Consider the following 10,379-nt stretch of genomic DNA (forward strand, 5'->3'; position numbering starts at 1 on the left):
CCGGGTGCTCGTGGGTGGCCAGGTGGGTTCGTGGGTGGCCAGGTGGGTTCGTGGGTGCCCGGCACTGTCACGGCGAGGGGTGCCCGGCGCTGTTACGGCGAGTCGGGCATCTGCGCCTCGGCGGCCTCCGCCACCGCGAACACCGCGCCCTGCGGGTCCTGGACGACCGCCATCCGGCCGGACTGCATGTCGAACGGCGGCTGGATCACCGAGCCGCCCGCCTTGACCAGGGCGTCCACGGTGGAGTCGGTGTCGTCCACCGAGAAGTAGGCCATCCAGTGCGAGGGCGTGCCCGCCCCCAGGTACCCGGGGATCGGCTGCATGCCGCCCACCGTACGGTCGCCGGCGTTGAGCGAGAAGTACCCCTCCATGCCCTGGATGGTCGCCGGGCGCAGCCCGAGCGCCGGGAGGTAGAAGCGGCCGGCCGCTTCGGTGTCGGCGGTGTTGAGCTCGTTCCAGACCAGTGCGCCGGGCTCGTTGACCACGCCCGCGCCGATGAAGTCCATCGCCTGCCAGACGCCGAACACCGCGCCGGTCGGGTCGGCGGCGACCAGCATCCGGCCGATCACGCCGACGTCCATCGCCGGGTAGAGGATCGTGCCGCCGTGCTCGGCGATGGCGGCCCCGCTCACGTCGGCGTCGTCCGAGGCCAGGTAGGTGGTCCAGGCGACGGGCGGCAGCGGCTGGCCCTCGGGCGCGGACCGCGCCATGATCCCGGCGACCGGTCGGTCGTTGAGCATGCACACGGCGTAGCCGCCGAACTCGGCCGGGCCGACCTCGCCCTGCCAGCCGAACAGGTCGCGGTAGAAGTCGAGCGCGGCCTGCTGGTCGCTCGCCATCAGGTCGATCCAGCACGGGGTGCCGGGCTTGTACGGAGCGGTGACTACGGGCATTGCTGGGCCTCCCGAAGGCAGTGGTCGTCGGGGCGGGCGGGTCCCGGCCGCCCGGTGCCGGGCTGCCGGTGCCGGCCGTCGGCGCGAACGGCGGGTACACCGCCCACCATCGGCCCGGCGCCGCGATCCCGCCACCGGACGGCGCCCTGGCGGGCGATCGGACGGGCCCGGGGCCCGTTCAGCCGCCGGCGGGCCGTTCACGCGGCATCGTGGCGCTCACGCCGTCGCGGGGGCCGTTCACGCGGCGTCGTGCCGCTGGGCCGTGACGAAGTACGGCTGCACCTTGCCGCTCTGCACGTAGTCCTTGAGCCGGACCAGCAGTTCGGCCCAGGTGCCGGCGACCAGCGGGACGCCGTCCTCGCTGCCCGGCTGCCAGCCGCCGTGCCGGAACAGCAACCGGGTGCGGCCGGGCTCGTCGGGCTGGTCGGCGAGGTCCCAGCTGATCCAGGTGCCGGCCCAGTGCGGCGGGAAGGCCCCGGCGTTGGCCCACACCACCCGGTCCAGGTCGGCCCGCTCGCGGCGCAGCCGGAACGGCTCGGGGACGCCGGGGAAGTCGAACAGCAGGACGTCGCCCTCCCGGTCCACGCCGGTGGTCCACCAGCTGGTCAGCCCGCCGTGCGTGTTGAGCGCGGCGAGGACGACGGCCCGGGGTGCGGCGATGTCGAACTGGAGGGCGATCTCGGGCATGGGGGTCCGCCTTTCGGTGCGCGCCCCCCTTGTCCGTGGGCCGGGTCCGGTGTGCCTGGGTCCGGTGCGTCGGGCCCCCGTCCCTCAGGTCGCCCGTGCCGGGCGCCCCCCGGTTTCTCCGGCCACCATGGCACGACCCCCGGGCCCGCGCGCCCTGGACGGCGCCGGCCCGGGGCTCGCCCCCACGGCTCGGGTGCGGTCAGCCGCCGCTGCCGTAGGAGGTGTTCGCGCAGATGTCGTCGTCCGCCGAGCGGGCGTCGTTGGTGACGGTGGTGGGCAGCGGCGCCGGGGGCGCCGGGGTGCCGTTCGCGGCCGCGCCGCCCGTCCCGGTGGCCGGGCCGGTGGGCCCGCCGCCGTTGGCCGCGGAGAAGTCCTTGCCGACGATCAGGGTCACGCCCGCCGAGTTGCCGGCCTCGACGCTGGCGCCCGGGAACAGCGCAGCGACCTTGTCGGCGTTCGCCTTCTGCCCGGAGCCGTACTCGATCATGGTGGTCTTGTACTTGGTGCTCGCCGCCTGGCCCGCCGTGGTGGCGGCGAACTTGGCGGCCTTCAGCTGCGCGGTCGCCTTGCCGGCCAGGCCGTTCTCGGTCGTCCCGTTGTAGACCGCCACCTTGATCGACGAGTTGCCGACGTCCGCGACCGGCGCGGCGGGCGCGCTGGGCGCGGCCGACTGCGGCGCGGCCGGTGCGCTCGGGCTGGCGGCGGCGTCCGGCTGCTGGCCGGTGGCGTTCTGCCCGTCGATGGTCTGGTCGGCCTTGAGGGTCTCCCAGAGCTTGTTGGCGTCCGGCTGGACCAGGTCGAGGTCCTTGTCCTGGGTGCGGTAACGCCAGGGCGCCGTCACGAACTTGAGGTCGTGCATGTCGATGTTCTTGAGCGACAGCCCGAAGGAGAGCAGCTTGTCCGCGGAGGCCAGCCCCGGGTCGACCACCAGCGACTTGGTCGCGGCGTCGGCCAGCGGCAGCAGGTTGGTGGGGCTCAGCCCGTCCTTCTTGACCTTGCTCGCGAGCGAGCTGAGGAAGGCCTGCTGGCGCTTCATCCGGCCGATGTCGGAGCCGTCGCCGATGCCGTGCCGCAGCCGCACGTAGTCCAGCGCCTGCTGGCCCTGCACGGTCTGCTTGCCCTGCGGCAGGACGAGGTCGCCCTTCCTGTGCAGGTTGGGGTTGACGTCGCCCTCGTAGATGGCCTTCGGCAGGCAGACGTCGACGCCGTTCACGGCCTTGGTCATCGCGGAGAAGCCGTTGAAGTCGACCACGATGGTGTGGTCGACCCGGATCCCGGTGAGCTTCTCCACCGTGTTCTGGGCGCAGGCCGGGTTGCCGCCGTCGCTGCCGCCGACCGAGAAGGCCGCGTTGAACAGGTCGCTGGACGACCCCTTGGTCCACTTGCCGTTGGGCAGTTTGCAGGGCGGGATCGGGACCTTCGCGTTGCGCGGGATCGAGATGCCCACGGCGTGCTTGTGGTCGGCGTAGACGTGCAGCAGGATCGTGGTGTCCGAGCGGGCGCCGCCGTCCGCGCTACCGCCGCCGAGGTCGGAGTTGTTGCTGCCGCGGCTGTCCGAGCCGATCAGCAGCACGTTGACCGGCTTGTTGCCGTCCGCGTCGGCCTGCGCCTCCGGCGGGCGGTCGGTTGCTATCGCGTCGCCGTCGAAGGACTTGATGTTGGCGTTCAGCTTGAAGTAGATCGCCCCGCCGGCGCCCGCGATCAGCACCAGCACGCCGGCCGCCGACCAGGCGACGATCTTCTTCACGTTCTTCTTGGGCTTGCGGCTGTTGCGCGCCGCCGCCCGGCCGCCGCCGGCCGCCGCCTCCGGCCTGCCGCCGTCCTTGCCCGCGCCCCGACCGCCGTCCTTGCCCGCGTCCTTGCCGCCGTCCTTGCCACCGCGGCCACCGCCCTTGCCCTGGGCGGCGCGCCGGGCCTCCGCCCGGCCCCCGGTACGCGGCGGAGGCACGGACCCATCGCTCCCCGTCGTGAGCGCGCCGGGTGCGTTCTCGCCCCGAGCCGGGCCCTCGCCCCACTGACCTGACATGCGCGTACCTTTCACCGACGGAAGCGACGCCCCGGACGATCTGGCGCACCGCACACAGGGAGACGGTCGGGACCGTTCCCAGGTTGCACATACGAACATCGGTACAAACCGATGAACGTGGCTTCCGATCATATTTAGGCCCGACGCGATCACCGACCTCCGGTCCACCACCAACCCCGGCCACCACGGCGCAAGCTCGCCACAGAACGCCCGAAACCAGCCGATTACGACGTGACCTACGCCACCTCTCCCCGCCCCTGCGGCACCATCAGGCACCACGCGCCGCACGTCCGCAGCCACCCAGGACGGTCCGGGGGTTTTCCTCACCCCACCCCAGGGGGATGCCCCCGTTTCTCAAGGCCCGTTCGCTAGACCAGACTCAGCACCATGACCACCGACACCGCGGGGACGCCGACCGCGAAAACCCGGCCGCAGCCGCCCGCCGGACCACCGGACACTGCCCCGCCCGGAACCGGCGGGAGCGACTTCGCCCAACTGAGCCGCCGGATCACCGCCGAGGGCCTGCTCGACCGACGCCCGGTCTACTACACCGTCCGCGCGGGCCTCGTCCTCGCCGCGTTCCTCGGCGGCTGGTGGGCCATGTTCGCCCTCGGCGACACCTGGCTCCAGCTCGGACTGGCCGCCGCCATGTCCATCGTCTTCGCCCAACTGGGATTAATGGCACATGACCTGGCGCACCGTCAGGTGTTCACCGGGCGCCGCGCCGGCGAGATCGGCGGCCGCATCGTCGCCAACCTCCTGATGGGCATGAGCTACGGCTGGTGGATGAACAAGCACACCCGCCACCACGCCAACCCCAACCACGAGGAGCGGGACCCGGACGTCTCCCCCGACCTCGTCGTCTGGTCCCAGGACCAGGCCAGGAGGGCCAGCGGAATCGCCCGCTTCATCGGCCGCCGCCAGGCGTTCCTCTTCTTCCCGCTGCTCCTGCTCGAAGGCCTCAACCTCAGCTACAACAGCTTCCGCGCGCTGCGCAGCCCGATCATGAAGCGCCCCTACCTGGAGGGCTTCCTGCTGGTCGCCCACTTCGCCGCCTACCTCGGGCTGGTCTTCGCCGCCCTCCCGGTCGGCAAGGCCTTCGCCTTCCTCGCCGTCCACCAGGCCCTGCTCGGCGTCTACTTGGGCTGCGTCTTCGCCCCCAACCACAAGGGCATGCTGATGGTGACGCCCGGCATGCGGCTCGACTTCCTCCGCCGCCAGGTCCTCACCTCCCGCAACGTCCGCGGCGGCTACTTCATCGACGCCCTGATGGGCGGCCTCAACTACCAGGTCGAGCACCACCTCTTCCCCAGCATGCCCACCCCGGCCCTGCGCCGCGCCGCCGTCCTCACCCGCGACTTCTGCGCCGAGAAGGAGATCACCTACTACGAGACCGGCCTCTTCCGCTCGTACCGCGAGATCCTCACCCACCTCCACCAGACCGGCGCCCCGATCCGCGCCGCGGCCTGATCCGCCCCACGACCCACACCGCACCGCGGCACCCCGGCTACTCGACCAGCCGGGGTGCCGCAGTGCGTTCACCGGCGGCGGACATGCAAAAGGCCAGGTCAGAGGGTGTCTGACCTGGCCTCAGTTCGGTGGGCCACCAGGGGCTCGAACCCTGAACCTACGGATTAAAAGTCCGCAGCTCTGCCAATTGAGCTAGTGGCCCGCGGCCCTCGTCCCGGTTGGGGAGGGCCACCGTGATCCTACCCGGTGGGGCGCAGGGCTCCGCCAGTGGATTGCGCGGGCGCGCCGGGGGCGGGGGGCGGAGCGTAGTGGGCGGCACGGACGCGGCGGAGCCAGGATTCGGCGGGGCGCGGGTCGGGGGCGGCGGGGAGGACGCCGGGGCGGGCGAGGCGGTCGGCGGCGTCGGCGAGCAGGGATTCGGCGACGGCGGGGCGGTCGGCGATGCGTTCGCCGAGGTCGCGGACGTGTCCGGGGTCGGTGAGGCGGACCAGGTTGTGGCCGGTCTCGTGCAGCCGGACGGCCTGTTCGACCAGCCGGACCAGATGCCGGGCGTGCTTGGCGGCCCGGCGGCGGGTGGCCGGGTCGGTCGTGTCGCGGGTCAGCAGTTTGCGGAACTGCTGCTCTGCGTAACCGAGATAGGCCTTCCGGACGCCCGATTCACTGAGGAAGCTCGAGCGGATCTCGACCAGTTCGGCACCGAGCGGAGTGCGGATCTCGTACAGGTCGTCCGGCAGCCAGACGAGCTCGGAGGCGGTCGGATTGCAGGACAGCGCCAGGCGGCACCACTTGGCCGCCTCGTGCAGGGTGACGTCGGGCCCGGTGGTGACGTGCGACTCGGCCGGGCGGTGCAGGCCGTGCAGTTCCTCGGTGGGGGCGGCGTACAGGCCGAGCCGGTCGACGTCGGAGCCGGCGTGGGCGAAGCCGTACGCGGTGGAGCCGACCACCCCGGCGAGCAGGACGGTGCCGGGGACGACGGGTGCGGGTGCGGGTGCGGGTGCGGGTTCGTCGGACATCGCCGGTCTCCTCTCTCGACTCTCTCGACGCCTCACGACCTGGCAGCCGGCAGGGCTGCGGTGGCGGCGCCGCTACCGCATCCTCGCCGGTCCGGGCCGCGCCGGGCGAACGATTTCCGCTCCGGGGCCCGCCCCGGCCGGTCCGCCGGGTAGCGTACCGAGCATGTCGACCACCACCTCCGACGACGGCGTCCTGATCGTCACCGGCGCCGGCCGCGGCATCGGCGCCGCCACCGCCCTGCTCGCCGCCCGGCGCGGCTACCGGGTCTGCGTCAACTACCGCACGGACGAGGCCTCGGCCACCGCCGTGGTGGACGCCGTCCGGGCCGAGGGCGGCACCGCGCTCGCCGTCCGGGCCGACGTCACCCGCACCGCCGAGGTGGAGCGGCTGTTCACCACCGTGGACGCCGAACTCGGGCTGCTCACCGGCCTGGTGAACAACGCCGGCACGCTGGAGAAGCAGTGCCGGCTGGAGGACATCGACGAGGACCGGCTGAACCGGATCTGGGCCGCCAACATCACCGGCCCGTTCCTGTGCGCGGCCCAGGCCGTGCGCCGGATGTCCACCCGGCACGGCGGCCGCGGCGGTGCCATCGTCAACGTGTCCTCGGCCGCCTCGCGGCTCGGCTCGCCCAACGAGTACGTCGACTACGCGGCCGCCAAGGGCGCCGTCGACTCGATGACCCGCGGCCTCGCCCTGGAGGTCGCCGCCGAGGGGATCCGGGTCAACGCCGTCCGCCCCGGCCTGATCCACACCGACATCCACGCCCTCGGCGGCGAGCCCGGCCGGGTCGACCGGGTCGCCCCCGGACTGCCGATGCGGCGCGGCGGACGGGCGGAGGAGGTCGCCGAGGCGATCCTCTTCCTGCTCTCCCCCGCCGCCTCGTACACCACCAACGCCTTCCTGGACGTCTCCGGCGGGCGCTGAAAGGTTCCCTCCGGTTTCCTTCCGCCGGCCCGCCCCCCGCCCGTACCGTGGGGCCATGACCGATGCCTTCATCGACATCCCCGGTGTGCGCAACTTCCGTGACGCGGGCGGGATCGGCGCCCTGCGGCGGGGCGTGCTCTACCGTTCCGGCTCCTTCCACACCCTCACCGAAGAGGGCGCCCGGCGCCTCAAGGCCCTCGGCCTGCGCACCGTCCTCGACCTGCGCAGTCCGGTCGAGCTGGAGGTCTGGCCCGACCTGCGGCACGGCCTCGACCACGAGGCCCTCAACCTCCCGACCCTGCCCGCCAACCGTGAGGACATCGACCAGCCCTGGCCCGAGGACCAGGCGGCGCTCTACCCCTTCATGGCCCGGACCGCCGGCCCGTCCCTCGCCGCCGTCGTCCGCCGCCTCGCCGCCCCCGGCGCGCTGCCCGCCCTCGTGCACTGCGCCGTCGGCAAGGACCGCACCGGCCTGACCATCGCCGTCCTGCAGTCCCTGCTCGGCGCCTCGGAGGCCGACGTCACCGCCGACTTCCTGCTCTCCAACGTCGGCCTCGGCCTCGACCGGGGCCCCACCCCCTACGTCGACGAGACCGGCACCGAACGCGTCTCCCGCCCCGTCACCGCCGAACTCCTCGCCTCCGCCCTGGGCTGGATCCACACCCAGCACTCCTCCGTCCCCGCCTACCTCCGCGCCCACGGCGTCACCGACGAGGAACTGACCGCCCTGCGCGCCAACCTGTCGGCCTGACCGGCCCGGGGACGCACCTACTCCTGGCGTTCGAAGCGCCACCACTGGGCGGGCGAGTCGGTGTCCTCCCACTGGTGGACGGTGGGGTCGGGGGGTGCGGCGGCGGTGAGGGGCTTGCCGCTGATGAAGCTGGTGATGGTGTAGGTGCCGGGGGCGTCCACGTGGGCTTCGAGGAGCCATTCCTGGGCGCCGAAGGCGTTGGCGGACCACTGCTGGATGGGGACGCCGTCGTCGGTGGAGGCGCCGGTGACGTCGAGGCGCTTGCCGCTGGCGGCGTTCTCCAGGTGGCAGAGGGCGCCGCCCGGGTGGACGGCGGTGAGCTGCCAGAGCTGGGCGTCGGAACCGTCGTCCGCGCCCTCGCGGACGCGGGCGCCGCTGCGCCGGCTGCCGTCGGCGACTTCGAGCAGCAGGCCGCTGTCGACGTTGCGGATCCGGTAGCGGCCGTCGGTGATCGCGGTGTCAGTCACGCTCGCAGTCTGCCACCGGGGGCCGACAGGCCTCGGAGTCGAGGACGGCGGAGCGGACGGCGGAGCGGACGGCAGGGAAGACGGCAGGGAAGACGGCGGCCTGCTGGAGGCTGGAGGCCCGGACCGGCGCGCGGGGCGGGCGGGCTATGGTCGGAAGCCGGAACAGGAAGTCAGGACAACCTCTACGAGTGGAGTCGACGATGGCGAAGGTCCCCAACGTGCTCTCGGCCGCCGCGCCCGCCGCGCTGACCGCGGCGAGCGGCCTGGTGGGCGGTTACGGCGTCGCCCGCTGGAGCGGCCGGCGCGAACTGGGCGGCGCCGTGCTGGCGGTGGCCGGTGCCGGGGCGGCCGCGCAGTGGCACCGCAGCTCGGGCGCGGCCACCGCGGCGGCGCTGACCGGTCTGTACGTGGCGGCGTTCGGCGGCTCGCATCCGCTGGCGAAGAAGATCGGCGCCTGGCCGTCGGTCTTCGCCGTCACCGGTGTGGTCGCGGCGGCCTCGACGGCCGCGACGGCGCTGGCCGCCCGCAAGCGGTAGCAGCACCCGGCGCGAGCCGCGCGCCGGCCCGCTCACCGGCCTCGGCAGCGACACCCGGCGGCGACACCCGGCGGCGGCCTCAGCGCACCGCCGCGCCGGGCTGCGCCGCCCCGCCGAACCGCGCCTCGAACGCGGCCCGGTTCGCCGAGACCGGTGAGCGGTCCCAGACCGCGAACACCACCTGTTCGAAGGCCGCCCCGTACCGGGAGAGCGCGCCCTCGAAGGCCTCGGCGACCTGGGCCGGGTCGTTGCGGAACACCCCGCAGCCCCAGGCCCCGAGCACCAGCGTGCGGACCTCGTGCCGGGCCGCCGCCGCGAGCACCCGGACGGCCCGCTCGGCGAGCACGCCCCGGACGTCCACGTCGGCCGAGCGCCGTTCCAGCTGGCCCGCGTTGGGCGCGGGCGAGGTCAGGAAGGTGACCGGGTACGGCCGCGCCAGCAGGTCCCCGCCCCGGCCGCGGATCACCGGTACGTCGGGCGAGACGATCACCCGGTGGCTGTACCGGAGGTCGGTGGAGGCGCGGTGCGCCTCGTAGTAGTCCGGCGCCTCCAGCAGGCAGGTGTAGAGCAGCGCGCTGCGGCACAGGTCCTCCTCCTGGGCGCGGGCGCCGCGCAGGTAGCCGCCGCCTGGGTTGCGCGCGGAGGCGAAGTTGAGCACCCCGACCGGGCCCGCCCCGCCCTCGACCAGGCGCCGGGCGGCCTCGATGCTGCCTTCGGCCGTCACCTCCACCGCCCCGACGGGCCCACCCGGCCCGGGCCCCGGGGCCCCGCCCCTCAGCAGCGCGTCCAGCGCCGGCGGCGCGTACGACACCGTGCCGGCCCTGGCAGCCGCCAACTGCTCCCCCACCGTGACGAGTTCGCCACCGGCCGCCCGGTAGCTCCCCCGCTCGGCGATCTCCTCGTTCACCCGGGCCACGTCGTGCAGTCTGCTGCTCATGTCCGGGACGCTACGGGACTTCCGCCGGGCCGCGCCACAGGTTATTCTCAGCTGCAGAACAACGCCTCGGGGGCGCGAGGGGTACCGGGGGAGGTACCGGGGGCATCGGGGGAACGCGACGGGCCCGCTCCAGTGCATGGAGCGGGCCCGTCGTGTGTGTTCAGGTGTTCAGCTACCGGTGGTCAACCACCGGCCGTACGGCGTCAGTTCTTCCAGCGCGGCTTGCGGTCGTCGCGGTTGAAGCCACCGGAACGGTCGCGGTCGAAGCCACCCGAGCGGGCGCCGCCACGGTCGTCACGGTCACGGCCGAAGCCACCACCGGAGGCCTGCGGACGGCCGCCGGAGCGGTGGTCGTCACGACGCGCGAACGGACGGTTGTTGCTGCCGGCGCGCTCGTCGCGGTCCCGGCCGAAGGACGGGCGGTCACCGAAGGTGCGGGCCGGGCGGTCGCCGAAGGAACGGCCGCCGCGGTCGTCGCGGTCACGGTTGAAGCCACCGGAACGGTCGCGGTCGAAGCCACCACCGGTGCGGGCCGGACGGTCACCGAAGGAACGGCCACCACGGTCGTCACGGTCACGGTTGAAACCGCCCGAGCGGGCGCCGCGGTCGTCGCGGTCACCGAAGGAACGGCCACCGCGGTCGTCACGGTCACGGTTGAAGCCACCGGAACG

10 protein-coding genes, 1 tRNA gene and 1 pseudogene are annotated in these 10,379 nt (G+C 73.6%); 5 read left to right on the forward strand and 7 right to left on the reverse strand.

The window, feature by feature from the left end; all coding sequences use genetic code 11:
• Positions 1-92: 92 nt before the first annotated feature.
• The 3 genes from AB0O82_RS08140 to AB0O82_RS08150 all read right to left on the reverse strand — a co-directional run bounded on the left by AB0O82_RS08140 (position 93) and on the right by AB0O82_RS08150 (position 3,528).
• Complete coding sequence (locus AB0O82_RS08140) at positions 93-893, reverse strand: VOC family protein (protein ID WP_363581377.1); 801 nt, start codon at positions 891-893, stop codon at positions 93-95.
• Positions 894-1,130: 237 nt separating this feature from the next.
• Positions 1,131-1,580 carry an SRPBCC domain-containing protein gene (locus AB0O82_RS08145; RefSeq protein WP_363581379.1) on the reverse strand — a complete coding sequence of 150 codons (450 nt, stop codon included), beginning with the start codon at positions 1,578-1,580 and terminating at the stop codon, positions 1,131-1,133.
• Positions 1,581-1,779: 199 nt separating this feature from the next.
• Positions 1,780-3,528, reverse strand: a complete 1,749-nt coding sequence (locus AB0O82_RS08150; protein ID WP_363581381.1) for an LCP family protein — start codon at positions 3,526-3,528, stop codon at positions 1,780-1,782.
• 465 nt (positions 3,529-3,993) lie between these two features.
• Between AB0O82_RS08150 and AB0O82_RS08155 the strand changes: the two genes are divergently transcribed.
• The gene (locus tag AB0O82_RS08155; RefSeq protein WP_363581383.1) at positions 3,994-5,076 is read left to right on the forward strand and encodes an acyl-CoA desaturase; all 1,083 of its coding nucleotides are present in this window, start codon (positions 3,994-3,996) and stop codon (positions 5,074-5,076) included.
• 129 nt (positions 5,077-5,205) lie between these two features.
• On the opposite strand, the gene AB0O82_RS08160 is transcribed toward AB0O82_RS08155, so the two are convergent.
• Together AB0O82_RS08160 and AB0O82_RS08165 are read right to left on the reverse strand one after the other, a co-directional pair.
• Positions 5,206-5,278, reverse strand: a tRNA-Lys gene (locus AB0O82_RS08160).
• 37 nt (positions 5,279-5,315) lie between these two features.
• Positions 5,316-6,089: a nucleotidyltransferase domain-containing protein gene (locus AB0O82_RS08165; protein ID WP_363581385.1), complete on the reverse strand. Its 774-nt coding sequence runs from the start codon at positions 6,087-6,089 to the stop codon at positions 5,316-5,318.
• 163 nt (positions 6,090-6,252) lie between these two features.
• Between AB0O82_RS08165 and AB0O82_RS08170 the strand changes: the two genes are divergently transcribed.
• Entirely contained in the window at positions 6,253-7,017 is a 765-nt protein-coding gene (locus tag AB0O82_RS08170) for an SDR family oxidoreductase (RefSeq protein WP_363581387.1), read from the forward strand.
• Positions 7,018-7,072: 55 nt separating this feature from the next.
• Positions 7,073-7,768: a tyrosine-protein phosphatase gene (locus tag AB0O82_RS08175; protein ID WP_363581389.1), complete on the forward strand. Its 696-nt coding sequence runs from the start codon at positions 7,073-7,075 to the stop codon at positions 7,766-7,768.
• A 17-nt stretch (positions 7,769-7,785) separates the two neighbouring features.
• Here AB0O82_RS08175 and AB0O82_RS08180 read toward each other — a convergent pair whose 3' ends face one another.
• Entirely contained in the window at positions 7,786-8,322 is a 537-nt protein-coding gene (locus AB0O82_RS08180) for an RICIN domain-containing protein (protein WP_363581622.1), read from the reverse strand.
• Between the two features lie 113 nt (positions 8,323-8,435).
• Between AB0O82_RS08180 and AB0O82_RS08185 the strand changes: the two genes are divergently transcribed.
• Positions 8,436-8,771, forward strand: coding sequence for a hypothetical protein (locus AB0O82_RS08185; protein WP_063348325.1), 336 nt, complete (start codon positions 8,436-8,438; stop codon positions 8,769-8,771).
• 79 nt (positions 8,772-8,850) lie between these two features.
• Here the strand turns inward: AB0O82_RS08185 and AB0O82_RS08190 are convergent, their stop codons facing one another.
• Positions 8,851-9,708 carry a TIGR02452 family protein gene (locus AB0O82_RS08190; protein WP_363581391.1) on the reverse strand — a complete coding sequence of 286 codons (858 nt, stop codon included), beginning with the start codon at positions 9,706-9,708 and terminating at the stop codon, positions 8,851-8,853.
• Positions 9,709-9,860: 152 nt separating this feature from the next.
• Here AB0O82_RS08190 and AB0O82_RS08195 point away from each other — a divergent pair.
• Positions 9,861-10,379 (forward strand): annotated as a pseudogene (locus tag AB0O82_RS08195) (hypothetical protein); the annotation flags it as partial.

This window comes from Kitasatospora sp. NPDC088264 (assembly GCF_040685715.1).
Classification (GTDB): domain Bacteria; phylum Actinomycetota; class Actinomycetes; order Streptomycetales; family Streptomycetaceae; genus Kitasatospora.

Bases quoted from the DNA above. Each gene is read 5' to 3' on its own strand.
- AB0O82_RS08140 (WP_363581377.1), bottom strand. From the start codon at position 893: ATGCCCGTAGTCACCGCTCCGTACAAGCCCGGCACCCCGTGCTGGATC.
- AB0O82_RS08145 (WP_363581379.1), bottom strand. From the start codon at position 1,580: ATGCCCGAGATCGCCCTCCAGTTCGACATCGCCGCACCCCGGGCCGTC.
- AB0O82_RS08155 (WP_363581383.1), top strand. From the start codon at position 3,994: ATGACCACCGACACCGCGGGGACGCCGACCGCGAAAACCCGGCCGCAG.
- AB0O82_RS08165 (WP_363581385.1), bottom strand. From the start codon at position 6,089: ATGTCCGACGAACCCGCACCCGCACCCGCACCCGCACCCGTCGTCCCC.
- AB0O82_RS08170 (WP_363581387.1), top strand. From the start codon at position 6,253: ATGTCGACCACCACCTCCGACGACGGCGTCCTGATCGTCACCGGCGCC.
- AB0O82_RS08175 (WP_363581389.1), top strand. From the start codon at position 7,073: ATGACCGATGCCTTCATCGACATCCCCGGTGTGCGCAACTTCCGTGAC.
- AB0O82_RS08185 (WP_063348325.1), top strand. From the start codon at position 8,436: ATGGCGAAGGTCCCCAACGTGCTCTCGGCCGCCGCGCCCGCCGCGCTG.
- AB0O82_RS08190 (WP_363581391.1), bottom strand. From the start codon at position 9,708: ATGAGCAGCAGACTGCACGACGTGGCCCGGGTGAACGAGGAGATCGCC.